The 23792-nt window shown below is 41.6% G+C and carries 25 protein-coding genes and 1 pseudogene; 12 read left to right on the top strand and 14 right to left on the bottom strand.

Going from position 1 to position 23792, the window contains the following annotated elements:
• Nucleotides 1-4 precede the first annotated feature (4 nt).
• The 9 genes and pseudogenes from NFS18_RS04995 to NFS18_RS05035 all read right to left on the bottom strand — a co-directional run bounded on the left by NFS18_RS04995 (nt 5) and on the right by NFS18_RS05035 (nt 12645).
• Nucleotides 5-1195, bottom strand: coding sequence for a phosphopentomutase (locus tag NFS18_RS04995; protein WP_251388570.1), 1191 nt, complete (start codon nt 1193-1195; stop codon nt 5-7).
• A 1-nt stretch (nt 1196) separates the two neighbouring features.
• Nucleotides 1197-1925, bottom strand: a complete 729-nt coding sequence (locus tag NFS18_RS05000; RefSeq protein WP_251388572.1) for a Crp/Fnr family transcriptional regulator — start codon at nt 1923-1925, stop codon at nt 1197-1199.
• Nucleotides 1926-2115: 190 nt separating this feature from the next.
• Entirely contained in the window at nt 2116-2928 is an 813-nt protein-coding gene (locus NFS18_RS05005; protein ID WP_251388573.1) for a purine-nucleoside phosphorylase, read from the bottom strand.
• 232 nt (nt 2929-3160) lie between these two features.
• The gene (locus NFS18_RS05010) at nt 3161-4456 is read right to left on the bottom strand and encodes a TIGR02679 domain-containing protein (RefSeq protein WP_251388574.1); all 1296 of its coding nucleotides are present in this window, start codon (nt 4454-4456) and stop codon (nt 3161-3163) included.
• Nucleotides 4449-8555, bottom strand: coding sequence for a TIGR02680 family protein (locus tag NFS18_RS05015; protein ID WP_251388575.1), 4107 nt, complete (start codon nt 8553-8555; stop codon nt 4449-4451). The genes NFS18_RS05010 and NFS18_RS05015 overlap by 8 nt, the downstream gene beginning before the upstream one ends.
• Nucleotides 8548-9687: a TIGR02678 family protein gene (locus NFS18_RS05020; protein WP_251388576.1), complete on the bottom strand. Its 1140-nt coding sequence runs from the start codon at nt 9685-9687 to the stop codon at nt 8548-8550. The genes NFS18_RS05015 and NFS18_RS05020 overlap by 8 nt, the downstream gene beginning before the upstream one ends.
• Entirely contained in the window at nt 9684-11168 is a 1485-nt protein-coding gene (locus NFS18_RS05025) for a TIGR02677 family protein (RefSeq protein ID WP_251388579.1), read from the bottom strand. Before NFS18_RS05025 ends, NFS18_RS05020 begins: the two co-directional genes overlap by 4 nt.
• A 128-nt stretch (nt 11169-11296) precedes the next feature.
• Nucleotides 11297-11872, bottom strand: a pseudogene (locus NFS18_RS05030) (GrpB family protein).
• Nucleotides 11869-12645 (bottom strand): HAD family hydrolase, encoded by a 777-nt coding sequence (locus tag NFS18_RS05035; RefSeq protein ID WP_251388581.1) that lies wholly within the window; start codon nt 12643-12645, stop codon nt 11869-11871. Before NFS18_RS05035 ends, NFS18_RS05030 begins: the two are co-directional and overlap by 4 nt.
• A 229-nt stretch (nt 12646-12874) precedes the next feature.
• Here NFS18_RS05035 and NFS18_RS05040 point away from each other — a divergent pair, with 229 nt between their 5' ends.
• The gene (locus NFS18_RS05040) at nt 12875-13102 is read left to right on the top strand and encodes a chorion class high-cysteine HCB protein 13 (protein ID WP_251388583.1); all 228 of its coding nucleotides are present in this window, start codon (nt 12875-12877) and stop codon (nt 13100-13102) included.
• Nucleotides 13103-13280: 178 nt separating this feature from the next.
• On the opposite strand, the gene NFS18_RS05045 is transcribed toward NFS18_RS05040, so the two are convergent.
• Nucleotides 13281-13433 carry a hypothetical protein gene (locus NFS18_RS05045; protein ID WP_251388584.1) on the bottom strand — a complete coding sequence of 51 codons (153 nt, stop codon included), beginning with the start codon at nt 13431-13433 and terminating at the stop codon, nt 13281-13283.
• A gap of 165 nt (nt 13434-13598) precedes the next feature.
• On the opposite strand from NFS18_RS05045, the gene NFS18_RS05050 reads away from it, so the two are divergent.
• The gene (locus NFS18_RS05050) at nt 13599-14231 is read left to right on the top strand and encodes a hypothetical protein (RefSeq protein ID WP_251388586.1); all 633 of its coding nucleotides are present in this window, start codon (nt 13599-13601) and stop codon (nt 14229-14231) included.
• Nucleotides 14131-14379, top strand: a complete 249-nt coding sequence (locus NFS18_RS05055; RefSeq protein ID WP_251388588.1) for a hypothetical protein — start codon at nt 14131-14133, stop codon at nt 14377-14379. Before NFS18_RS05050 ends, NFS18_RS05055 begins: the two co-directional genes overlap by 101 nt.
• 93 nt (nt 14380-14472) lie before the next feature.
• On the opposite strand, the gene NFS18_RS05060 is transcribed toward NFS18_RS05055, so the two are convergent.
• The 4 genes from NFS18_RS05060 to NFS18_RS05075 all read right to left on the bottom strand — a co-directional run bounded on the left by NFS18_RS05060 (nt 14473) and on the right by NFS18_RS05075 (nt 17053).
• Nucleotides 14473-15390 carry a putative ABC transporter permease gene (locus NFS18_RS05060; RefSeq protein ID WP_251388591.1) on the bottom strand — a complete coding sequence of 306 codons (918 nt, stop codon included), beginning with the start codon at nt 15388-15390 and terminating at the stop codon, nt 14473-14475.
• A 24-nt stretch (nt 15391-15414) separates the two neighbouring features.
• Nucleotides 15415-16209: a tRNA pseudouridine synthase A gene (locus NFS18_RS05065; RefSeq protein ID WP_251388593.1), complete on the bottom strand. Its 795-nt coding sequence runs from the start codon at nt 16207-16209 to the stop codon at nt 15415-15417.
• A gap of 139 nt (nt 16210-16348) precedes the next feature.
• A complete protein-coding gene (locus NFS18_RS05070) occupies nt 16349-16567 on the bottom strand; it encodes a hypothetical protein (protein WP_251388595.1) in 219 nt (72 codons plus the stop codon).
• Nucleotides 16568-17053, bottom strand: a complete 486-nt coding sequence (locus NFS18_RS05075; protein ID WP_251388597.1) for a hypothetical protein — start codon at nt 17051-17053, stop codon at nt 16568-16570. It lies immediately after the preceding gene.
• A 139-nt stretch (nt 17054-17192) separates the two neighbouring features.
• On the opposite strand from NFS18_RS05075, the gene NFS18_RS05080 reads away from it, so the two are divergent.
• The 9 genes from NFS18_RS05080 (at nt 17193) to NFS18_RS05120 (ending at nt 23790) form a co-directional block, all read left to right on the top strand.
• Entirely contained in the window at nt 17193-17354 is a 162-nt protein-coding gene (locus NFS18_RS05080) for an Arc family DNA-binding protein (RefSeq protein ID WP_251388599.1), read from the top strand.
• 246 nt (nt 17355-17600) lie between these two features.
• Nucleotides 17601-17822 carry an acyl carrier protein gene (locus NFS18_RS05085; protein WP_331477522.1) on the top strand — a complete coding sequence of 74 codons (222 nt, stop codon included), beginning with the start codon at nt 17601-17603 and terminating at the stop codon, nt 17820-17822.
• Nucleotides 17823-17830: 8 nt separating this feature from the next.
• Nucleotides 17831-18772, top strand: coding sequence for an enoyl-[acyl-carrier-protein] reductase FabK (gene fabK, locus NFS18_RS05090; RefSeq protein WP_334301855.1), 942 nt, complete (start codon nt 17831-17833; stop codon nt 18770-18772).
• Nucleotides 18760-19659, top strand: a complete 900-nt coding sequence (gene fabD, locus NFS18_RS05095; RefSeq protein ID WP_251388603.1) for an ACP S-malonyltransferase — start codon at nt 18760-18762, stop codon at nt 19657-19659. The genes fabK and fabD overlap by 13 nt, the downstream gene beginning before the upstream one ends.
• Complete coding sequence (locus tag NFS18_RS05100; protein ID WP_251388605.1) at nt 19653-20381, top strand: 3-oxoacyl-ACP reductase family protein; 729 nt, start codon at nt 19653-19655, stop codon at nt 20379-20381. Before fabD ends, NFS18_RS05100 begins: the two co-directional genes overlap by 7 nt.
• 11 nt (nt 20382-20392) lie before the next feature.
• Nucleotides 20393-21631: a beta-ketoacyl-ACP synthase II gene (gene fabF / locus NFS18_RS05105; protein ID WP_251388608.1), complete on the top strand. Its 1239-nt coding sequence runs from the start codon at nt 20393-20395 to the stop codon at nt 21629-21631.
• 4 nt (nt 21632-21635) lie between these two features.
• Nucleotides 21636-22058 (top strand): acetyl-CoA carboxylase biotin carboxyl carrier protein, encoded by a 423-nt coding sequence (locus NFS18_RS05110; protein WP_251388610.1) that lies wholly within the window; start codon nt 21636-21638, stop codon nt 22056-22058.
• A 4-nt stretch (nt 22059-22062) separates the two neighbouring features.
• Entirely contained in the window at nt 22063-22479 is a 417-nt protein-coding gene (locus tag NFS18_RS05115) for a 3-hydroxyacyl-ACP dehydratase FabZ family protein (RefSeq protein WP_251388612.1), read from the top strand.
• A gap of 3 nt (nt 22480-22482) precedes the next feature.
• Nucleotides 22483-23790, top strand: coding sequence for an acetyl-CoA carboxylase biotin carboxylase subunit (locus tag NFS18_RS05120; protein WP_251388613.1), 1308 nt, complete (start codon nt 22483-22485; stop codon nt 23788-23790).
• Nucleotides 23791-23792 lie beyond the last annotated feature (2 nt).

The raw sequence follows: 23792 nt of genomic DNA on the forward strand, positions 1-23792 counted from the left end.
TTCTTTATTTTAAATTTTCAAGGATTGAGCTTCCAATTGTTCCCTCCGGCATTTCCACACCAAAATTATCAGCGATCGTAGCGCCGATCACCGCAAATGTATCTGCATCATCTAATTTTCCGCATCCTTTCATAGATGGAGAGTATGCAACAAATGGAACTCTTTCCCTTGTATGATCTGTCCCTGCATGTGTAGGATCATTTCCATGATCAGCTGTAATGATCACCAGATCATCATCATTTAATAAGCTTAATAATTTTCCTAATTTCACATCAAACTTTTCGATTTCCTGTGCATAGCCTTCCGCATCACGGCGATGCCCCCATAATGCGTCAAAGTCTACAAGATTTACAAAACAAAGACCCGTGAAATCTCTCTTTGCGATTTCAATTGTCTGTTCCATACCATGTACAGAACTCTTCGATTTATTCGATTCTGTAACTCCTTCTCCGTCGAAAATATCATAAATCTTTCCGACTGAAATCACATCATATCCAGCATCTTTCAATGCATTGAGCGCTGTCTGTCCACATGGTTTTAATGCATAATCATGGCGATTTGCCGTACGCTTGAATTCCCCCTTTTTCTTTCCAACGTACGGTCTGGCAATAACACGGCCAACCTTCCATTCGTCTTTCATTGTAATTTCACGGGCAATTTCACAGCAGCGGTATAACTCTTCAAGCCCAAATGTCTCCTCATTTCCGCAAATCTGTAATACCGAGTCTGCGGATGTATACACGATCATATGACCTGTTGCGATTTCTTCCTCTGCAAGTTCCTCTAGAATTTCTGTACCGCTCGCACTCTTGTTGCCTATGATTACTCTTCCTGTTCTTTTTGAAAGTTCATCCAGTAGTTCTTGTGGAAACCCTGTCTCTGTAAATGTCCTGAAAGGTGTTGTTATGTGAAGTCCCATCATTTCCCAATGTCCTGTCATTGTATCCTTTCCGGTACTTGCTTCATGCAAATATGTATAATACCCAAGCGGATTTTCTACAGGAGAAACTTGTTTTAACGGATGAAGATTCGCCATACCGATCTTCTGAAGATTCGGTATGTGAAACTCATCTCTGTACTGAGAAATGTGTCCCAGCGTATCTGTTCCAACATCGCCGTAGTCAGCAGCATCCGGTAATGCTCCAACTCCGAGAGAATCTACAACGATTGTGAATATACGTTTATATTTTCCCATTTTAGTTCCTTCTTTCTTTTTCAATTTCACGTTCTTTCAGCAGTGCGTACTGTCCGGCTGACATAACAATTTTGCCTTTTGTAACAGAAATCATTGCTTTTTCTTCTAAAGAAGCAATACTTCTCTGAACACTGCGCACATTAAATCCAATCTTATCAGCCAGTTCTGTTTGTGTAAAATCAATTTTCACACTCACCTCCGGAGATTTTGATTCCCGTTCATAGAACCTCACCAAAAAACTGACCAGTCTGTCCGTACACCCCATAACAAGATATTCCCTGTCACTTTTCTTTTCAAAGAGTAAAATTTTGAGAATATTTTCAAGTCTCAGAAGCAGTGCATTTTCATCATGCTGTATCCAGCGCAGATAATTATTCACTGAAATTTTTAACAGCTTACACTTTTCTGCCGTACATACAGATATACAAGAATCCTGATGCCCCGAAAATGCTTCAAAATCCCCTATAATGTACATTCTTGAAAAATCCATAAAAGACAATGCACGCCCTGTCTTAAGGTAATCCATTCCTCTCACATTGCCCTTTAAGATAAAGTATACCGTCTCACAAGGTTTTCCTGCCTGAATAAGATATTTATTTTTCTCCACTTCAATATAAGAGAATTCCTTTGCAGTCTCTTCCGGCATATTCTTGAATAATCTTTTTAAATATTCACCTCTGTCACGTTCCATTTTGGATATCATTTCGTATAAGCGCTCTTTTGATTTCATGCTTACCCTCTATTCTTTTTTCCATCATGCGTTTTTACAGACTTTGTAGCAAGTGCAAGGTCTTGCGCTGAAATGTTACATTTATTTCCATAATTGTAACATTTTTTTCTTTACGAAGCACTATACCATTTCTAAATTCTATCCGCATTCTGTTCACAGACCGCTTTTTCAATGGATTTGCAAAAATAAATTACATATTTACTACAATCTTAGCAACTAATGCCTTGAAATCTTTTGCCACTCTGTCAGCCGTTTCCTGCACTTCTTTGTGATTCAGTTCTACTTTGGAAATTCCTGCTGCCATGTTTGTAATACATGATATTCCACACACTTCAAGTCCCATGTGACGGGCTGCCATCGCCTCACACGCTGTACTCATACCTACTGCGTCCCCTCCCCAGGTCTGTGCAAGTCTGACTTCTGCCGGTGTTTCGTAGTTCGGTCCTGTAAACTGTACATATACACCTTCCTGCATTGTAAGCCCAAGTTCTGCAGCACATGATTTAATTATTCCCTGAAGACGTTTACTGTAAACTTCACTCATATCAGGAAATCTTGTTCCAAGTTCTTCAACGTTTGGTCCGATCAATGGGCTTGGAACTCCTGTTGTGATATGGTCTGTGATAATCATCAGATCACCCGGTTTGAAGTTTTCATTACTCCCCCCGGCTGCATTTGTTAAAAGAATTTTCTTTGCGCCCATCATCCCCATAAGACGTGTCGGAAGAACAACGTCCTGCATCGGATATCCCTCATAATAATGAACACGTCCCTGCATGATCACTACAGGAGTTTTTTCAACATAACCAAATACAAAGCGTCCCGCATGACCTTTCACTGTTGACACTGGAAATCCTTCAATCTCTGTGTAACTGATCGTATCTGCGATTTCGATTTCATTTGCAAACTCACCAAGCCCTGAACCTAAAATCAAACCTATTTCCGGTACGAAATCAGTTTTTTCTCTTACACTTGCTAAGCATTTCATTAATTTGTTGTACATAATTTTTATTCCTTTCTGTTTATATTTTTTTAACTGTTTGTTTTAATCATTTTAATAAATTATGTTTTTTCGCCATACGACACCTGTCGTAAATTTAATATATTTTATGTTTTTCTACTTTTTCCACAAATTCCATTCTTCTTTTTTGTTACTTTTTCACACAAAAAAAGCTTGACAGCTTCCTGAAACTGATTCGGTCAGATAAGGAAGCTGTCAAAAACACAATCCGATATCAATATAATAACAGACCTATCATAGTTTCTTGATACGCTGCTTTTCTTTTTCTGTACATCGCTTCCCTCATCTCCTGAAGTTCCCCGATATAAACCTGTTCCAGTTTTTTTACTCTTTTTTCGGTAAGCTCAACCTCTGATAAATATTTTTCATACCAGGACACATGATAGTTCCATAATATAAGCCGGTCTTGAAATCTCACTTTTAGGCGTTGTGCGATCAACAGCCCTTCCGGATCAAAGTCTCCGGCATACCAGAAAACACTGTCTTTAGTAAACTTATCCATAAGAATAAGCACCGCCAGCCGAAGCTGTCCGTTTCCACATACAATCGTCCATTCCGGGTGTTCGCCGACCAATACTGAAAATACTGCCGGATTTTCTACAACATATACCCGCTTCTCTTGACCGCAGATTTTTTGCAGATTCCCAATTGTCTGTAATGTCAGTTTCACCGGTTCCTTATTTTTCAGAAATCCCTCGATCCCCTCATGAAGTTCTCCATCCGCCTTCCAACCGTGAATTCCATATGCCAATACGTCATTCGACACCTCGTCCTTTAGGATTCCCGCCTCGTAATACAATTTATTTTTATACTCCACCCTGGAAAGAGATTCTGATTTCACATCAGAAACCTGACTCCTGATATAGGCAAAAAGCAGTTTCTCCCCTTGCTTTCCTTCATCGAAATAATGTGGATTTCCTGTTGCCTTTGCCGAGAACACTGCCAGTAATTCTTTTTTCTTTTTATCCTGCAGCATCTTCAATTCCAAAATCCCTTGCATCACATGATTCAATATATCTGTAAGATTTTCCTGATTTTCTTTATACAATTGCATCAAAAGCAGATATCCTTCTTTTTGCTCTGTCAGCACACTTTCCAGCCATGCTCTGCCCTCATGTCCAGAAAAATATACCAATAATTCTGCAAAATAACTCTCTCTTTTCTCAGATCTTCGCCGCTCAATTTCCTTTCTTCCTATCAGAGATTCTTTGAAATAAGCCTCCAGGATTATTTCCCATGTGAATTCCGAAAATTTACTGTCCTTCAGACATTGTTCCATCTTTTTTGCAGAAATAGAGATTGTTTTGTTAGACGTATAATCCTTTTGGAAAAAGCCGCCTAACTGGTTTTTCTCTTCCCTGTCAAGCCCGGTAAGACATACGGTTCCCCCAAAACGCCCCAGTCCTTCGTATTTCTCTCTCATTTTCAGGAACAGTTTTTTATATACAGGACGTTCTTTAAAATACGATACGCACTCCTCTAACTTCACTTTTTGCTCTGTTTTATCCATGCTGTAAATCCTTTTCAGTCACCATACTTTTTATACTTCCATTCCAGACATAACGTATCACGGTAACATATCTTGCATTCTCCGGCCGGACTAACTGATAAATCGCAAGCCCAGGTACTGTATCATAATCCCCCCATAAAATCTGTGAGTTGATCATGAAGTTAAACTCAAATTCTACCATCAGCCGGAACATATCCCGAATATTCATTTCATCTACTCCGGCAAACGCTTCATCCAGAGAAATCAAATACGGCGCATCCTTCCTGGCTCCGGCATACTTAGCCACTACTGCCGAGAACAGGGGGACATACATTGCCATAGCTTTCTCGCCGCCGCTAAAGGTAAAGAATACACGGTCCGTCAGTTCCTTTTTCTTCTCTCCTGTCTTCTGACATTCCAATTGAAATTCAAACCATTGACGATAATCCAGAACAGTCCGCATAATTGCATGGAACGACTGTACATTTCCCACATCATTTACTGACTTCCTCGCCTCATCAATTTTAGAACGGAAATGCCTTGAAAGCTGATGTGCCTCTTCCGGACGCATAATCTCAACATCCTTTTGCAAAAGTTCCACGAGCGCTCTCGTATCCAATTGTTCTTCCTTATCTGCACGCTTATTTTTCCACCGAAGGCTTAAAGTGAGTCCGCTGGAAGTTTTCATAGATTCCATAAGTGTATTCATTTTTTCTACCCATCGCTTACTGGACTGAATCTTCCCGCGGATTTTCTTGCTGATCGTATTTGCCAGAATATCTTCAAACAACTCTCTGTCTTTATCACTTAAAAGTTTTCTTTGTACTTCTGCATCTTCCTGCATCCTTGCGATTAATTCTTTAAACTTTACAGTCGTCCCTCGATATTTTGCAGAAATGTCGATCCGCCTCATGTTTATGCCAAATGCTCTGGCTTCTTCATCTATTTCTCCAAATAATGCTTGAAGAGTAATCTGATATTCCAGCAGATAGCCTCTGTTTTTATGATATGCCTCCTGAAGGCTTTCCACTATTTCACTCTGTTTTTTGTTTCCAAATTTTCCTGAAAACATACTGCATATTTTCCCAGCCAGTTCTTCTGCATCTTCTTTCGCTGCATAACTGCACTCTACATACCCCAGTCCATATTCCAGCTCAAAGGAACGGCAGTGCCATGCTTTTTGTGTTCTTGCCTTACCAACAGCTATTTCTATATCACCCTGATTTTCCAGAAGCTGTTTTTCCGTTGTTTCAAGCGCAGATTTCCTGCTGACAGATTCTTCGATTTCCAGCGGCATCTTCCCAAGACGTTCGATACACCACTCCAGTCTCTCCCTGATTTTCTCATAATCCGTCAGCGCAAGCTGCTCGAGTATGGATTCCAGCGTCCCTTTTTTCTCTCGTTCGTTCTGTATCATACGGTTCAGATCATAACGTATATCATCCAGTACTGCGTCAATTTCTTCCAAATATTCTTGCTGTACCCTTATGAAACTGATTCCATTGACATAATTCCCATAGTCAATCTCCAAATTTGTAAGCAATTCTTTATAGCTTGCCAAAGCGGCTGCTGTTTCCGTAAACAAATCCAGTCTTGGAGACAAGTAGCATTTCTGACATACTTCTTGTACCCGCATCCGCACTTCATCCAATACTTTTCTCTCTTTTTCTACAAATTCTTTCTGCTTACGGACTTTACGCCCTGCCTCTTCCAGCACACTTGTCTTTCTCTCCAGCTCTTTTGCCGCCACTTTCAAATCCTGTTCTTTCGGAAAGCTTCTCCATTCGGTCTCCAATCGGTTTTTCTTTTTTTCCAATCCTTCCGACTGTTCCTCCAGACTTTGAATGCTGCCCTCAATCTGCTGATATTCTGCTTCCAGTTCTTGAATCTTCTGCAAACGGTACTGCTCTCTTGCACGTGCTCCGATAAAGCACGGTGCATATTTTTTGGTAACGGTTCCTTCTATGATGCCCATCCCATAATTACCGTTTTTGTCAATCCATGACCCATTTCCATCTGCCGGATCCCCATCGTTTTTCCATCCAATCGACGTGAGAATTTTTGAAACATTCTGGTACAGCAGAATATTCTCCTCCTCATTGTCCACATCCAGCAAATCCATGATATTATTTCTGACATAGGAAACATCACTGAAAATATACCTGTCACATACTCCCTCATCCATGGAGAGTACCTGCTCCCTGTATTCCTCCGGAACGATCAATGCATCCAAAATCCCCATCTGAACAAGCGCTTCTTCCAGATATGCCCGCTGCGTTTCACTCAGTTTACTGTCAAAATCTATCACCTTATAAAATTGCAAATACGGAATCCCTTTTTCCTGCAGAAGTGTCCGATTTTTCTCTACTTCTTCTGTCCGTTCCGGCTCCGGGTCTTTTTTATTCTTCCACTGTTCCAGTTCTTCACGGACTTGTTCCTGCTCCGCACGCTTTCCTGACAGTATCTGACGCAATTTCAGCATTTCCTCTGAAATCTCTCGATTTCTCTGCTCAAACTCACCATTTGCAAGTCCTCTGATATTCCAATAATCCGTTTCTGTATTATAGCTTTCAATTGCTCTGGTCATCTTCTGCAGTGTTTCCGGCTGTAGATGTAGTTCTTCATTTTCTCTTTCCCACCGATAAATCTGTTCGATCACTTCCTGCTTTATTTCATGAAGCTGATTCTCATACTGCAAAACTTCCCGTTCCGCACGATTCTTCTCTTCCTGATATGAATCCAGCTCCTGCAAAAACCTGCTGTACCGCTCCTGACACTCCTTTTCTTTTGTAAGTACTGTTTTTCCCCGTTCGACCTTTTGTATATAATCTCTCAGCAACTCCTTATGAGATACAAAAGAATATTCTTCCCCCTTTGCCTCCTCCAGTTCTTTCCTTAAAAACGCAAAATCATCAAAGGGAATACCCTCTATCTCATCTTCCATTTCCTCCAAATGCTTTTCAATCACTTCCCAAAGCAGTTCATTCTGCTGAGACTGACCTTTGAGTCTCTGCTCCGTTTCTTGATATTTTTCTTGTTTTTCCGCTTCCAGCCGTCTCTTTCCGATTATCATTTTTCTCAGTTCTTCCAGTTCATTTCGGATATGAAATTCCCTTTCTTTTAACTTTGCCGCATCACTGTCGGATAAGGACTCTTTCTCTTCTATACAAATTTTTTCTTCCTGTTTCAACTCCGCATAACGCTTCTTTTCTGCCTCCCATGACTGTCTGCATTCTATAATCTTTTTTCTGATTTCTTCTGCCCTTTTTCTTAATTTCTCGTACTCTTCTACAGATTTTGTAAACCATCGCGCTTTCTCATACAGCGTGATTTCATTATACTGATCATATACCTTCTCAATCTGATCCGCAGCATGGATACTTTCATCCAGCGTATTCAAATTTGTCTTGAGGTTATCCATATTTTCGATTGCCTCCGACATCGGACGCAGATCGTCTTCTGAAAGAGGCTGCAGGGAACTACTCAAAATCTCATTGATCACCGTAGGTTTAAAATCCTTGGAAAGTTTTGGCGTTCTTAACTGAATCAATAAATCCAGCAGCTCTTTATATTCCTCCTGGGTTTCAAATCCAAACAAGATCCGGTTCACACACTGAGAATATTCTCCCTGGGTTTCCATGACAAGACCTCCGCCGCCGATCCGATTACGCAATTCCAATTTTGTACAGGCAATCTTACTCTGCCCCTCTTTATAAAGATAAAAATCCTTGCCGACTCTGCGTCCATCTGTCAGGCAGAAATACCATGATTCCAGTTTCTTGTTCTTCCTTGCCCGCATACCTATCCCAAACGTAAGAAATTCATCGCTTTCTGTCCGTTTTAACTCCATATACAGATAACCGGTCCGTTCTTCCCGTTCATCATTTTCTTCCAAAAGATAATTTTCCATTTTACGCGCTCTGGAGCCAAATGGATCCAAACGTTCCGGGCGCATATTCCCATCCAGAAGAAGGGGAATAAAACTCTGCATTGTAACAGATTTCCCTGAACCATTTGCTCCCCTCAAAAGCATTCTTCCATCCAGAAAATAAAATTCTTCCTCATCGTAAAACCAAAAATCCAAAAGTCCTACTCTGTGTATCCGCCACTTACTATTCATCTCTTCCTCCGTTCTCCAAGAACTCTTTTGGATATTTCCCAATTACCTTTCCCACAGCCGTACTTATTCTGACGGTCCCTGTCTCTATAACAATCAAACCAAGCTCCATCATATAGTTCTGTACACTTTCACAGAATTCTCCCGTTGTCATCTCCCGATAAGTTTTTATAAAACCTTTTCCATATCGTTCTTTACAGCATTCCAGTATTTCCCTGAAAACTTCCCTTGGAACCTGTATCTGTTCTTCCGCCCCGGGAATCATTTCCCCTTCCTGTATCCACTCATCTATGATTCCATGAGTCAGAAGCACAATATCTGACAGCGTATTTTCTTCAGGAAAACATCTCCCCATACGGCACTCTTCCCCCAGCACAAGAAAGGCGCTTGTCCGATGTACATGAAGCTCACATTCAAAAAGCTCTGCCAATTCTCCCTGAATCATATTTCGGTAATTCCGCACATAGGCAAAGTCCTCTTCTGTCTCAGGACTCTTATACATTCCCATGGTCATCAGCAGCTTGCGGTAAACCCTTTGTCTTCTGATAATACCTCTGTCTTCATTCACATCGATCCATTCTTGTTTTTCAAAATCCTCCGGACAGGTATATCCCATAATATCCTGTGTGAAATTTTTCATAAAATATCTGGAAATCCCCGTATTTTCATAGAGGACTTCACCAGTGTCGTTTTTTGCAAAATTCTCTTCATTTCCATCGTTCAAATTCAAAATCCCACAATTCACACAATATTTAATAACTTTAATCAAATGTCTCCGATACCGGTATACTGTCCAATCAATCTGCTCTTCCTGATACTGCCCCTGTACATATTCAGTGAGTTCTGAAAGCACAAACTGTTCTTCTGCCTCTTTTTCTTCCAGAAACATCAAAATCATACAAAAAAACACATATTCTATCTTCTGTGTAAACTCCATGATTCCCATCCAGTTTTCCGGTTTCGCAGGCATTTTCTCCACCTTCACAAGATAAGGATTTACGATCACCTGATATCCCAGCTTTTCCATTAAGAACTTCTTTACCGTTCCAAGCTCATCTTTAACTTGATAATACAACTCCCTGTCTCTGCTTTTTAAAATCCACCGTTTTTCCAACAAAATTTCCAGAGTTTTCATGGCTTCTCCTCAAACACAATTGTATATGACGGCATCTGCAGCCTGCCGTCTGGCGATTTTATAATACAGGTTTCATGATCAGCCGGAGGTTCCACATGATAAACCTGCCCCTCCTCCGTCTTGCCGCATAGACTTCTGTTCTCCAGCGCTTTGGAAAGCCACGTCAGAAACACATCTCTTACATGCGGTTCAATCTCCGGAAGTGACGCAAAATCCAGACGATTATTTTGAATATAACTTTTCAGCAGCCGTTGTTCTTCTCTCAGTCTCTCTATCGTAGCGATCCGCAGCTCTTCTTTTTCTTTGGAACGATCGATAATTTCACTCCGCTTTGACTTTTCCTTATATGTACGCACTCTCGGTGTCACTGTAATAACATGGGGTTCCTCCTCAAATACGCCGCTGTTAATGCTCTCCGTCTGTCGCCCCAGAAGCCCTTTCAAATGGAGCGGCTTCTCAACTCCAAACACAGAAGCCGCCAGTCTGTGTGCTTCATAAATATCACTGCATTTTGAAAACATCACCGCAATCTTATGGTACTCCTCTCTGCGGTTCGCTCCACTGTTACTCATTTCACTGATTCTCGCCGCGTATCTTGTGATCTTCCGGATAATCTCATTTGTCGTATCGAACACTTTCGCCGCTTCTGACTCCTTCCCATCTGTACCAGAAAACCATTCTTGCAGACTTTTCCAGCGTCCTTGTATCTTATCAACGAGAAGATCTTCTCTCACTTCCACATCCATTCGGGGAATAGACAATTCATACAATACAATCTGATCCAATAAAGTCTCCAGCATCTTCCTGTCCAAATTTTTAAGACATTGCTCTATGGACGCCGCATTGTTCTGCAAGCTCTTTACAAAGCTTCTCAAATACTCGATCAGATGATCCTTAAACACAAGAAACTCTGTTGTCTTCATCATTTCTTCTGCTTTTACACTGTTTAATTCCCGCATATAATCCTGATAGTTCTGATTCAAACGGATAAAGTCATTATTAAGGTCGTTCCACCATGCATAAATACTTTCCTGCTCTTTTTCTAGTATTTCAGGGATTCTGTTGAGACTGATCCGGATTCTTTCCAGAAGCGTCGGTTCCAGCGATGAACTTTCAATAAACAGATTCTCAACACGGATAACCATTCTTTCAATCTCTACCGTAGCCTCCGAAAGCTGATAACGGAATTTTTTATTCTTAAACTCTTCAATTGTTGATACTTTTCTTGTGTCCTGAATCGTCAACAGATTTCCCCATGCAGTCAAAGCCGCAAGATCCTGCTGGCACTGTTCGGATGTATATTCTGTAAAATATGCATCTTCTTTCAGTTCTTCATATACCTCTTCCTGATACAGCCAATATTTTAACTTTTCATATTTTAAATAAAAAAGCCGAATGATGGGGCGATATCTGTCCGTATTATCTACATTTAGATACTTCGCCTCCGTCATCGGCTTCCTTACAATTTCTTGTACTCTCATAATCAGATTACTCCTGCGTGTCTATGCTTTTTTATGTGCAGTCTCCTGTGCTTTATTTTCATTATAACAGATTTATGTAAACCTGCAACGTTCACATTAGCATTCCATCCCTTAAGTCGTAACAGTTGTTAGTATCTTCCCACATAAACTTTTTTTGCTTCGGCTGTCCATTTCCTGATAAACTCTGTCTTTGCATTCGTATACGCATCCCTGTTATGCTCATATAATTTCCACAACTGCAGCTTCATTGCTTCATATTCTTCAGCGATCTGTGTATGCTCATTCAAATAATCTCTAAAATACAGTTCATCATTATCCCCAGCATAACAAAGGTGTAGATGAAACACTTTGTCAGCAAACCCGTTTTTTGTATATCCCCGATTAAATGATATTCTGTTTACTTCCGTAGACATCCGAATAAATCCGTTCTTTTCAATCACCCTCGCAGTAGTCTCCATATCCGAATCCCAGAATACTTCAATCAGGACATCCACAATATCTTTCGCTCATATCCCGGATATAGCTGTACTTCCAATATGGCTGATTCTCTTAACCGGACATTCAGACAATATGTTTTTCAGGAAATTTTCCATTTCCTTATAGAATACATTCCATTTATCATTATGCGCAACAAGGAATATGGGAAACAGTTCCCATAATTCCTCTAAAGACATCTCCGATAACTCTTTTCCCACTCCCATCATATCAACCCATGCTCTAAACAATAATAATATATCCCATCCTCCGCTACAGCTCCGCACACAACATCCGCCGCGGCTTTTAACTGTTTGGAACCATTTGCCATCGCCACTCCTGTACCAACGCTTTGAATCATATCAATATCATTATTCCCGTCTCCAAATGCAATTGCCTCTGATTTATCAATGTTGTAATATTCTAAGATTTTCTCAACGGCTTTCCCTTTTCCTCCGTCAGCCGGAATAATGTCTACCGCTCTATCCCACCATGCAGTGATTTTTGCATGCCTGATATGTTTCATCATACATTCATACTCCGATTCATAACACCCCATCATTACCTGATAAATTTCTTCTCCAAGCACCATATCCAAATCATCGGCAACGTCCACTTCAAGTTTTACATTTGCATAGTAATCACTCAAATCCTGATCGGTTCCATTCGCTGCCAGCCTGTTTTTTGTTGCAATGGAAACCGGTCTGCCAATCTCTGCTGCATTTTGAATCAACTGCTTAACATCTTCTATCGGAATCGGATTGCTGAAAATAGTCCTTTCAGGAGTATAGCAATAGGAACCGTTAAAAGTCAAAAAAGCATCGAATTCAACTTCCTTAAAATCCGGCAGAGCCATCGGCGATCTTCCGGTCGCAAGGCAAAGAAGAATTCCCTTTTCTTTCAAGCGCACTAAAGCTTCCAACATTTTCTCAGAAATCCTCTTTGTCTTAAGATCAATTAAAGTTCCGTCAATATCAAAAAACGCAATTTTTATTTTCTTCATTTCCTGCCTCCTCTAAAAAACTGTCGTTAGACATTTGTATTGTAACAGATAAAAAATGACAGTTCAATAAGCCCTTAGATTTTCGATATTACACTAATACCTCAGCGGGAGAATACGGGGCGAAGCATGGTGCCATCTATATAATTTTAAAAATTTTTCATTATATCCCTCACACATTTTCATCACTCACATAGTATGAAGTGTAAACAATTTTTTTGGAGGATTTACAATGAGTGATTTAAGTGCTACAAACTGTGGATGCGGATGCGAAAATAATGAGTGTGGCGGCGGATTCGGAAGAGGAAACAATTCCTGTCTGTGGATCATCCTGCTTCTGTGCTGCTGCGGCGGCGGATTTGGCGGCGGATGCGGTAACGGCTGTGGTAACAGCTGGGGCAATGACAGTTGTCTGTGGATTATCCTGCTTCTCTTCTGCTGTGGAGGATGCGGCTGCTAATTCTGTTGCTGTTTGTAGGTTTACCTACAAGTATAACGCTGATTCTGTTCTTTTCTAAAGCCTTACATCCGGCAGAGTCTGCCGGATGTAAGGTAATCGAAAAACCCCGGTGTCATCTTCGGCACCGGGGTTTTCTGTTACAAATTTTTTTGTAAAAACGTTGAACCGTTTTATATTTCTACTTTTCCACACGATTCATCTGTTTTTCTCTACCTTTCTTCTGATCCACCTTTTCAGGTAATTCGTCTGTTTTCTGTAAACGCTGCCGTACCATACACTCCTCATCAATCTCATAGACTGCATTTCCGTCAATAATCAGTTTTCTTTTCATTTTCAATACCTTCCTTTCCTTTTTCTATACATAAAACCCTTTTACAGATTTTGCGATAGAATTCTTTCTACATTTATACTATGTAAGAAATTATTTTTAGTTTTTCCGGTATTTCCAAATTTATTCAGCATATATATATCAGAAGAGAGAACAGGGGAGCTTTTTATGGAAAAGAAAACACCCAGACCAATGACGCCCTTTGATGAATTAACAACTCCATATCCATTCAGCATACTGAAACTGCTGCTTCCCTATCTTAGTCCGGGTAGTGGTTCCTCTCTCTGGATTATGGTCAAATTCATGGAACTGCAATACACCATTTCCATTCTTAAACGCCCCGGGCAATTGCTGAAAAGTCAGTCCCTCGGACATTTCCCGGATTCACCGGCAGAGCTGCTGGATGAGATTGCACCCTATCTGCCTCCAGAACAAGCACAGATGGCAGATACATTTCACAATATCATGAATATAATGGAAATGATGCAGATGTTTCAAACCTCTGCTGCTCCTTCTGATGATTCTTCGGACGCAGGCGGTATGAATCCGATGGACATGATGATGGGTATGCTGTCCCCTGAGCAGCAAGAAATGTTCCAAATGTATCAGGGAATGTTCTCAGGGAATGAAAATCAGGAAAATTCTAAGACAGGAGATGATGACTATGAACGAATGGATGAACAACCCGCTTCTGAAAAACATGGATTCAGCAAAACTGGAACTGATTCGGATGGCAGCCTCCCAGACGAATGGGAAATCCGGCAAGGATCTGGCTCCGATTCTGATGGCTTTGATCACTAACGCAAACAAAAAGGGCATACAATTTACCTCGGAGGAAATCAATCTGATTTTAGAGATTTTGAAAGAAGGAAAAACAAAAGAAGAGCAGGCACAGATGGACCGAATGATTGCAATGGTCAGAACGATGCTTTTGAAACATGGAAAGTAGAAGTATATATAAACCGTAAGTATATCTCTTCAAAGACATACTTACGGTTATAATATATTTCTTCCCTTATCCAAATTTTAGAATGATTCCGTGTTATTTTTTCTGTTTTTCTTTTAATTGACGGCGTATTTCACTGACGCGTTCCTTATGCCGGCGGGATTCCAGCGATGGAAATGCACAAAGCAGACGTTTTGTAACTTTCCCTGTACTCTGATTTAACTCGCTGTAGCGCCTCTTCAAATCCTCTATATGCTCACGGACATTCTCGACAGTGTCTTGCCGGCGCTCATAAATCTCTTCCATAGCTTTCTGCGCTTTCACACGAACAATCTTTGCTCTATTCTGGCGCAGATCATGCAATTCTTCCACAGCGTCCTGGGTCTTTTCCTGAATATCATCTGCTGCTTCCATCACGCGGACTGTGGTTGAATAAATATTTTCACCAAGCTGTTCGGAAAGCTCGTGAAGCTCTGCCGCGATCTTTTCCATATGCTCCAGCTGCCTGTTGAACTTGAAGATTGCTGAAGCGGTTACACAAGTATCTGCAATGAGCAGAATTCCCAGCAATATAATCAATACAATTCCCAGTGTATGGGGCAAAAATGTCAGCCCTTTATGTATCAGCGGATGAATCAAATTCATAATTGCCACGCAGGCAGCACCCCATATAAGCGAAAAGATCAGGCACACATATCCACCGATATTCAGCGGCATATCCGAATAATCCCACCATTTATTGTGAAATATTTTATCCATTGCCCATCCAGTCAAACCTTCTAACACTGTAACAAGAAAAACGGAAGCAATATACAAAAATACCAGATTTGAACGATATGATGTCAGAAACACAATAACCAGAGACACACCGAATCCATAAATCGGGCAAAACGGACCGTTCAGAAATCCGCGGTTGACAAAGCGGCGTTCCTTGCATGCCGCAAAAGCGACTTCGGTACACCAACCTAAAAAGCTGTAAACAAAGAAATAAAGCGCTGCAAAATAAATATCCATACTCATCTTCCTCCCACGAATTTATTATTGCTTTTCTTTATATTTTACTTCTTCCAAAAACAACGCATGATTTGTACAATCTACTGATGCCGGTGCACTCCCCTCGAAAATATGCTCAATACTCGCAGCTTCCCTCTTTCCATACCCGATATCTAAAAGGGTTCCAATTATTTTCTGTGGCATTTGCTTTAGAAAACCATTTGCTTTTATAATGATATAAACTGCCTTATATTCTATATTGCATGCATAGCTCCCCAAAGGCTGTGCATCCAATGATATATTTAAAATCTGTAAATCCGTAACTTCTCTTACTGTTGACTTCTTTGTTTTTGCCACTGAAAATGCTTTAAAATCATGACATCCTTTCAATCGCTCTGCTGCGTTTTCCATCTGCTCTATATTCGGCATCTCTGTTCTAAAATCTACATATTTGCGTTGAAATACGTCTTCCGTATCTCCAATTAACACTTCATATCGATAAGTAATCCTATGAGGATTTAACTCTGCATGAAACCGTTCTGGAACTTCTGTCACATCACGGACCACAATATCCATCGGAAGATATTGGTTCAAATACCGTCTGATTTCCTCTTCTGGCAGTTGACAAGAAGTTTTAAAATTCACAGTCTGTTGAAGTGCATGTACGCCTGGATCTGTTTTTTCTCCACAAAACAGCGCCACTTCTTCCTCTGTCATTCTCCGAAGCACTTCTCCTATTCTGCCTGAAACTGTGGCAATGTTGTTCTTTTTTGGAGACTGCCATCCATAATAACGGGTTCCGTCATATTCAATGGTAAGTTTGATATTTCTAATTCCCATAGAAAACTCCTGTATAATCAATAAGATAAATTATATTTTATCGAATTTTTCAGATTATTACAACCCAAAAAAACGCCGCAGATTTTAACCAAAAAGCATATCATGGATTTTTAAAAAAATATTATCCACGATTATCTGCTTATTTCCTTATTGGAAGATAATAAACACGAACTTCCACCTTTTCTTCATCATATCTCATATCAACCCAATAATCCCTTATAGAACATCCCATATGCCAGTCCTGTAAGGAATAAATCTCCAGTGTCTCAAAGTCCACCAGGCACAGTGGAATTGCTTGTTTTTTCTCGTATTTCCATTTAGATATTTCCAGCGAATCAATAACCTTATCTAAACACACCTAGCATAAATGTTCTCGCAACATTTTTATATCCGGTTTATAATTCTCTGGCAGACTAACATTAACCGACGCCATCCCCCTGACAGGCGAACTAGATATCATAATAGATACCTCACCCGTATTTGTCATATGAGTAGATGTATGGGCGTTATCATGTTCTAAAGCATTTCCTTGCCCGCCGCACTCTCTCAAACCAAAATCTACTACATACCAATCATTGAGTGATATTAAACCAATCGTATCAAATTTTCGATAATATCCCATTAAACTGCGGTCACTGTTAAAGCATAAATAACACTCTCCTTCATCTTCCAAGATGGATTCAATCCCTTTATAAACCACATACTCTCTTCCCTGTTGATGCAGCCATATCTCAAACAAATCCTGTCTAAAATATGTGATTGCAATAACAGACAGCATAATTACAACGACAATCCACAAATGGCACTTACCGATTTCATAATATTGCTTTTCTTTTCCGCTCATACTTTTTCCCCTTTTTGACAAAATATAGTGTACTTAAAACAAGTCTATTTGTAACATTCTTTTATAATTTGTACTTAAAATGTACTTAATTTATATATTGTACTCGTTTTGTACTTATTTCAAGTAGAAAGGAAAAGTTATGGAAAAAAATAAACATCTAGGATTACGTATTGATTCCGAAACTCATAAGAAATTAAAAAGTCTTGCTGAATTTGACGGGCGTTCCATAAATGGAGAAGTTTTATATTTAATCCGGCAGGCGATCGCACAGCATGAGAATAAACATGGTACTTTAAAATAGTATTCCACCCTTGTTTCTATCTGCTGCTATGATTCTACGCTTCAAGTGGACTGATCCCAGTCCACTTGAAAAAGTAGTTTTTATAGCTCTTAATATCTTTCGTAAATCCCCGATTTCATAAATTATTTATAAATTTGGAACGCTTTAAGAACGCAATAGTCTCTTTGTAGGAACGGCAGGTTGCTATAATCAATTGCTACAGGCAGCAGAAAACTGCTTGAAAAATTATTTTGGAGGCAATTTATTATGTACTTTGACGCTATCGCTAAAATTGTTGCAGAACGCACAGGCTGTGATGTTTCTGCTGTAAAACCGGAAAGCAGATTCTCTGAACTTGGTATCGACTCTCTTGATACAGTAGAACTTCTTATGAATCTCGAAGACGAAATTGGTATCGAAATCGACCTGGATCAGAAAGTAGAAACCATCGACGATCTGGATCAGTTTATCCAGAGCAAACAGGGTTAATGCTTATGATTAAGTCAGCAATTTGTGAAATGCTGGGTATCGAATATCCTGTATTTCAGGGTGGTATGGCTTGGATCGCTGACGGCAAACTGGCCGCCGCCGTTTCCGATGGCGGTGGTCTTGGCATTATTGCTGCAGGAAATGCTCCTGCCAGTTATGTCAGACAGCAGATTCACATCGCCAAGGATATCACCAATAAACCGATTGGCGTAAATATTATGCTGCTGAGTCCCTTTGCAGATGAAGTAGCTAAAGTTGTCATTGAGGAAAAAGTTCAAGTCGTAACTACAGGTGCGGGCAATCCTTCCAAATACATCAAGGAATGGCTTGCGGCAGGTATCAAGGTAATTCCCGTTGTCGCTTCTGTGGCTCTGGCAAAATTGATGACCCGGCTCGGCGCGTCTGCCCTTATCGCTGAAGGCGGCGAAAGCGGCGGGCATGTAGGTGAACTGACTACTATGGTTCTTGTTCCGCAAATCTGCGACGCTACTACCCTGCCCGTTATCGCAGCAGGAGGCATTGCAGACGGCAGAGGCGTTGCGGCAGCATTTATGCTGGGAGCTCAGGGCGTGCAGATGGGAACCCGCTTCCTCGCAGCAAATGAGTGTGACATTCATCATATATACAAAGAAAAAATCCTAAAGGCTACTGACCTTTGTACGATGGTAACGGGAAAACGTCTGGGGCATCCGGTCCGTAGTCTCAGAACACAGTTTGCAAGAGAATATTCCAAGGCAGAATACGGCGGTATGCCTAATGAAGAACTAGAAGAACTGGCAACCGGAGCGTTAAGGCTTGCTGTTCAGGAGGGCGATAACAAAAAGGGATGTTTCCTCTCAGGACAGATCGCCGCCATGGTAAAAAGAGAGCAGCCCGCGGCAGAAATTGTTAAGGAAGTTGTGGAGGAAGCCGCGCCTATCCTCCTGAGGGCATCACAATGGGTAAAATAGCATTTGTTTTTTCTGGTCAAGGCGATCAATATCCTGGAATGGGGAAAGAGCTGTGGGAAAAATACTCGGTCGCAAAGAAAATTTATGCTCTATGCGACAGAATCCGTCCCGGTACTTCTGCTCAATGCTTTTACGGCACAGAAGAAGAATTAAAAGAAACAAAGAATACACAGCCCTGCCTTTTTGCAATAGAACTGGCTGAGGCAAGTGTATTGCTTGAAAAGGGCATTGTTCCAGACGCAGTTGCAGGTTTTTCTCTTGGAGAAGTGGTCGCAGCTACAGTTAGCGGAGCATTCGATAACGAAACAGGTTTTCGGCTTGTCTGCAAACGTGGAAAACTGATGCAGCATGAAGCTGAAAAGTTCGATACTTCTATGGCTGCAGTTGTGAAGCTCACAGCAGAGCAGACACAGAAAATATGCAGTAAATATTCCGATATTTATCCTGTAAACTTCAACTGTCCCGGACAGACCACCATATCTGGTCTTTCCTCGCAAATGAACGATTTCTTTGCAGATGTAAAAGAGGCAGGCGGCAGAGCCGTTCCCCTGAAAGTAAAAGGGGCGTTTCATTCACCGTTTATGGACGAAGCGGCAAAGGCTTTTGCCCAAGAGTTATCATGTGCAGACGTGAAAAAACAAACGATCACGCTCTACTCCAATATGACGGCAGAGCCGTACAAAGATGATGTTCCCGGTCTGCTCTCAAAACAAATCTGCAATCCTGTACAGTGGGAGAAATTAATCCGAAATATGGAAACAAACGGCGTGGATACTTTCATTGAAATAGGTCCCGGTAAAACACTTACTAATATGATCAAAAAAATCAGCGCAGATGTAAAAGCCGTAAGCGCTGCAGAATATCTTGCGGAGGTGGAAGTATGTTGAATGGGAAAACAGCAGTTGTAACCGGAGGTTCTCGTGGTATCGGTGAAGCAATTGTATATAAACTGGCGTCTCTAGGTGTAAATGTTGCCGTAATCTATGCAGGCAATGTAACTGCCGCAGAAAGTATTTGTGAAAAATGCAGGCTGGAATATGCTATAGAAGCCAGAGCTTATCAGTGTGATGTGGCAGATTTTAACGCAGCAAAGAATACCGTCGCAAAAATCAAAGCAGATTTTGGTACAGCACAGATTCTCGTTAATAATGCCGGAATTACCCGCGATGGTCTGCTTGCTATGATGAAAGAAGAAGATTTTGACGCAGTTTTGGATACAAATCTAAAAGGCGCTTTCAATATGATCCGCCATATGGCAGGCTTGTTTATCAGAGGCCGCGAGGGTTGTATCATTAACATTACTTCGGTTGCAGGATTGATGGGGAATGCGGGGCAGTGCAACTATTCTGCATCCAAAGCAGGTCTGATAGGTCTGACAAAATCTGTGGCTAAAGAACTTGCTCCTAAAGGGATACGCTGCAATGCGATTGCCCCCGGCTTTATCGCAACCGATATGACAGGTAACCAGACAGACAACCCACTTCTGAAAATGATTCCCCTCAAAACAATGGGAGAACCAGATGATGTGGCAGATGCAGCAGTATATCTTGCGGCTGCAAAATATGTAACTGGCGAAGTCCTCCGTGTTGACGGCGGTATCGCCATATAAGGAGAAAAATTATGAGTGAAAACAGAAGAGTAGTTGTCACCGGTATCGGTGCAATTACCCCTTTGGGAAACAATACCGCTGAAACATGGAACGGTTTAAAAAACGGTAAAAACGGTATTGCTCCCATTACACTTTTTGATACAGAAAAATTCAAGACAAAGTTAGGCGCTGAAGTCAAAGGCTTTGATCCCATGGAATACTTAGAGGTCAATGATGTGCTTCGTACCGACCGTTACGCCCAGTTTGCTGTTGCAGCAGCACAGCAGGCTGTGGATGAAAGCGGCATAAAAGGAACTGTACAGCCGGAACGCTTTGCTGTAATGTTTGGTACAGGTATCGGCGGTATCGGTACCTTTGAAACCGAACACACAAAGCTGATGGAAAAAGGTCCCCGTCGTGTATCTCCGCTGTTTGTGCCAATGATGATCGGAAACATGGCTGCAGGCATGATTGCCATTCGTCACGATTGCCGTGGTTCTGCCATGCCCGCAGTTACCGCTTGCGCATCTGGCTCCAATGCAATCGGTGAAGCACTGCGTCTTGTACGTCATGGCTATGCAGACGCAGTGATCACTGGCGGCGCAGAGGCAGCTATCGTTCCCTCTGCGATTGCCGGCTTTGTTAATATGCAGGCGCTCTCTACTTCTGAAAATCCCGATGAAGCATCCCTGCCCTTCGATAAACGCAGAGGCGGTTTTGTGATTGGTGAAGGTGCAGTAGCGCTTGTTCTTGAAGAATATGAGCATGCAAAAGCCCGCAGGGTTAAGATTTATGGCGAGGTATGTGGTTACGGTTCTACCTGCGACGCATATCATATTACCGCCCCCCATCCAGAAGCCCGCGGCGGTGCCCAGGCAATGATAGAAGCAATGAAGGAAGCTGGCTATGATAAGAATGATATCGTATATATCAATGCACATGGTACAGGCACTCCAATGAACGATGTAATTGAAACAGCGGCTATTAAGAAAGCACTTGGAGAGGATAAGGCGAAAGACGCCTTCGTCAGCTCTACAAAATCCATGACCGGACACATGTTGGGCGCTGCAGGTGCGATTGAAGCGATGGCTTGTCTTTTTGCGCTGAACGAGGATATTATTCCTCCTACGATCAATTTAAGCGAGCAAGACGAAAACTGTGATCTGAACTGTGTACCGAAAACTGCTGTAAAAGCGAATATTACACTTGCACTTTCAAATTCTCTCGGATTTGGCGGTCACAACGCTTGTCTTGCTTTCAGAAAGGTGTAATCCAATGAAAGAAACAGATATCCGCAAATATGCTGAACTGATGAAAGAACTTGAACTTACCGGACTGGAAATTACAGATGAAAACAGTAAAGTCCGTTTGGAACGTTCTGTTTCAAGGTCAGCAAAAGAAACTGTTTATTCTGTTCCCGAGTCTGCAGCCAACATACATACTATACCTGAAGCCAAGGACTATATCAGTGTGAAATCTCCGATCGTCGGTGTGTTTTATGCGGCTCCTGCTGAAAATGCAGATCCATATATCTCCATCGGTGATGATGTTAAGAAAGGTCAGATACTTTGCATTGTCGAGGCAATGAAGCTGATGAATGAGATCATTGCTGAGGAAGATGGCGTAATTTCAGAGATTTGTGTTACTAACGGTCAGGTTGTAGAGTACGGTACAGAACTGTTCCGTATCAAGAGGTAGGAATATGAATAGAGAAGAAATAATGAACATATTGCCTCACAGAAATAATATGCTTTTGCTTGACGATGTGGAAAATAACGATGGAACAGCTATCGGACACTACACAGTCCGTGGTGATGAATTCTTTTTAAACGGGCATTTCCCCGGCAATCCCATTGTTCCAGGCGTTATTCTCTGTGAGATATTGGCTCAGTCCGCTTGTATACTGATGCAGGATGCAATGGATGACGGAAAGCTGCCTGTTTATACAGGACTCAACAATGTAAAATTCCGTTCTCCCGTAAAACCAGGCGATACGGTTGAAACGCAGTGCTGTATCAAACGTGCCAAGCACCCTTTTTATTTTGCAGAAGGCACCATTACGGTGGATGGACGGCTCTGTGTATCGGCTGAATTTTCCTTCGCAATTACAGGAGCGTAAACTATGTTTTCAAAAATATTAATCGCCAACCGTGGTGAAATTGCGGTCCGTATCATTCGGGCTTGTAAGGAAATGGGCGTTGCTACGGTGGCTGTATATTCTGAGGCAGATAAAAACGCCCTTCATGTGGCGCTTGCCGATCAAAGCTATTGCATCGGCGGTGCTGAAGCCTCAGAAAGTTATCTAAATGAGAATCAAATCATCAGCGCCGCTATTTTGGCAGGCGCTCAGGCAATCCATCCCGGTTACGGTTTTCTTTCTGAAAATGCACATTTTGCCCGTACCTGCCGAAAGAATGGATTGGTATTTATCGGACCCGATCCCGAAAGTATGGAACGCCTCAGCGATAAGGCAATTTTGAAAGATCTGATCCGCAGTACAGGTCTCTCAGTAATTCCCGGAACAAAGGCAGTATCATCCGTGGAAGAAGCTAAACGGGCGGCTGACAAGATCGGATATCCGGTAATGCTCAAAGCTTGTGCCGGCGGCGGCGGACGAGGAATCCGTCTGATCCGTTCTGAGGATGAACTTGACGACGCCTATCATCAGGCAACAAATGAAGCAATCAGCGCTTTTGGTGATGGCAGCGTATATCTTGAAAAATACATTTTCCCTGCAAGGCATGTGGAACTGCAGATTCTTGCCGATGAACATGGAAATGCCGTGTGTCTTGGAGACCGTGACTGTTCTCTTCAGAGAAGAAACCAAAAACTATTAGAAGAAACCCCTTCTCCCGCTGTCAGTGATGCCCAGCGAAAACAAATCATGGAGCTTACGGCGGACGCCGTAAAAAAGATAGGCTATGTCGGTGCAGGCACACTTGAATTTCTGCTTGACCAGGAGGGCAGCTTCTGGTTTATGGAAATGAATGTCCGCTTACAGGTAGAACACTGTGTTACAGAAATGCTGACCGGCTTCGACCTTGTAAAATGGCAGATTCGTATTGCCGCAGGAATTCCATTGAATTTCACGCAAAAAGATATTAACATCAAAGGCTCTGCGATTGAATGCCGTATCAATGCAGCAAGCTGCGGAACTTTGAAAATGCTTCATGTTCCGGGCGGTCCATCCGTCCGATTTGATACCTGCCTGATCGAAGGTACAGTTGTTTCTCCATACTACGATTCTTTACTGGGTAAACTGGTCGTGTACGCAAATACACGAGAGGAAACCCTGCGTAAGATGCGGGCGTCACTGTGTGAATTGGTAATCGAAGGAATACCGACAAATATCGGGGAACAACTGCGGATCGTGGAAGACGAACGTTTTGCATCAGGAAATTATGATTTAACATTTATGGGAAACAGGTGATG

The organism is Mediterraneibacter agrestimuris (assembly GCF_943193195.1).
In the GTDB taxonomy this organism is placed as follows: domain Bacteria; phylum Bacillota; class Clostridia; order Lachnospirales; family Lachnospiraceae; genus Schaedlerella; species Schaedlerella agrestimuris.

Bases quoted from the DNA above. Each gene is read 5' to 3' on its own strand.
- NFS18_RS04995 (WP_251388570.1), bottom strand. From the start codon at position 1,195: ATGGGAAAATATAAACGTATATTCACAATCGTTGTAGATTCTCTCGGA.
- NFS18_RS05000 (WP_251388572.1), bottom strand. From the start codon at position 1,925: ATGAAATCAAAAGAGCGCTTATACGAAATGATATCCAAAATGGAACGT.
- NFS18_RS05005 (WP_251388573.1), bottom strand. From the start codon at position 2,928: ATGTACAACAAATTAATGAAATGCTTAGCAAGTGTAAGAGAAAAAACT.
- NFS18_RS05010 (WP_251388574.1), bottom strand. From the start codon at position 4,456: ATGGATAAAACAGAGCAAAAAGTGAAGTTAGAGGAGTGCGTATCGTAT.
- NFS18_RS05015 (WP_251388575.1), bottom strand. From the start codon at position 8,555: ATGAATAGTAAGTGGCGGATACACAGAGTAGGACTTTTGGATTTTTGG.
- NFS18_RS05020 (WP_251388576.1), bottom strand. From the start codon at position 9,687: ATGAAAACTCTGGAAATTTTGTTGGAAAAACGGTGGATTTTAAAAAGC.
- NFS18_RS05025 (WP_251388579.1), bottom strand. From the start codon at position 11,168: ATGAGAGTACAAGAAATTGTAAGGAAGCCGATGACGGAGGCGAAGTAT.
- NFS18_RS05035 (WP_251388581.1), bottom strand. From the start codon at position 12,645: ATGAAGAAAATAAAAATTGCGTTTTTTGATATTGACGGAACTTTAATT.
- NFS18_RS05040 (WP_251388583.1), top strand. From the start codon at position 12,875: ATGAGTGATTTAAGTGCTACAAACTGTGGATGCGGATGCGAAAATAAT.
- NFS18_RS05045 (WP_251388584.1), bottom strand. From the start codon at position 13,433: ATGAAAAGAAAACTGATTATTGACGGAAATGCAGTCTATGAGATTGAT.
- NFS18_RS05050 (WP_251388586.1), top strand. From the start codon at position 13,599: ATGGAAAAGAAAACACCCAGACCAATGACGCCCTTTGATGAATTAACA.
- NFS18_RS05055 (WP_251388588.1), top strand. From the start codon at position 14,131: ATGGATTCAGCAAAACTGGAACTGATTCGGATGGCAGCCTCCCAGACG.
- NFS18_RS05060 (WP_251388591.1), bottom strand. From the start codon at position 15,390: ATGGATATTTATTTTGCAGCGCTTTATTTCTTTGTTTACAGCTTTTTA.
- NFS18_RS05065 (WP_251388593.1), bottom strand. From the start codon at position 16,209: ATGGGAATTAGAAATATCAAACTTACCATTGAATATGACGGAACCCGT.
- NFS18_RS05075 (WP_251388597.1), bottom strand. From the start codon at position 17,053: ATGAGCGGAAAAGAAAAGCAATATTATGAAATCGGTAAGTGCCATTTG.
- NFS18_RS05080 (WP_251388599.1), top strand. From the start codon at position 17,193: ATGGAAAAAAATAAACATCTAGGATTACGTATTGATTCCGAAACTCAT.
- NFS18_RS05085 (WP_331477522.1), top strand. From the start codon at position 17,601: ATGTACTTTGACGCTATCGCTAAAATTGTTGCAGAACGCACAGGCTGT.
- fabD (WP_251388603.1), top strand. From the start codon at position 18,760: ATGGGTAAAATAGCATTTGTTTTTTCTGGTCAAGGCGATCAATATCCT.
- NFS18_RS05100 (WP_251388605.1), top strand. From the start codon at position 19,653: ATGTTGAATGGGAAAACAGCAGTTGTAACCGGAGGTTCTCGTGGTATC.
- fabF (WP_251388608.1), top strand. From the start codon at position 20,393: ATGAGTGAAAACAGAAGAGTAGTTGTCACCGGTATCGGTGCAATTACC.
- NFS18_RS05110 (WP_251388610.1), top strand. From the start codon at position 21,636: ATGAAAGAAACAGATATCCGCAAATATGCTGAACTGATGAAAGAACTT.
- NFS18_RS05115 (WP_251388612.1), top strand. From the start codon at position 22,063: ATGAATAGAGAAGAAATAATGAACATATTGCCTCACAGAAATAATATG.
- NFS18_RS05120 (WP_251388613.1), top strand. From the start codon at position 22,483: ATGTTTTCAAAAATATTAATCGCCAACCGTGGTGAAATTGCGGTCCGT.